Genomic DNA, 248 nt, shown 5'->3' with positions numbered 1-248 from the left:
GTTACCACCCGGTTACGCGGCGGTTGGGAAGGTGTGAGGGGCAACGCGGCTCCCCGAAGAAACCATGGCGTCGATACCGTTTTCCAGCGCTGCAGCGCCCAGGTAAGCACCCCAAGGGAAGGCAGCGATGATTACATCGGTGGTGTAGCCATCTGGCGGGATCACACCCAGACCCACGTCGCCCACGAAGGCCAGCGGACGGATATAAGCGCGTTTCAGTTTGTTCACGCGGATCACTTCCCCGCACG

The 248-nt window shown here is 61.7% G+C and carries 1 pseudogene; it reads right to left on the bottom strand.

Going from position 1 to position 248, the window contains the following annotated elements:
* Positions 1 to 15: 15 nt before the first annotated feature.
* Positions 16 to 248: pseudogene (locus tag KVT28_RS25950) on the bottom strand (branched chain amino acid aminotransferase); the annotation flags it as partial.

The sequence above is a fragment of the Pantoea sp. GbtcB22 genome, assembly GCF_019091025.1.
GTDB classification, from domain to species: domain Bacteria; phylum Pseudomonadota; class Gammaproteobacteria; order Enterobacterales; family Enterobacteriaceae; genus Pantoea; species Pantoea leporis.
This window is presented reverse-complemented; position numbering and strand designations above follow the sequence as displayed.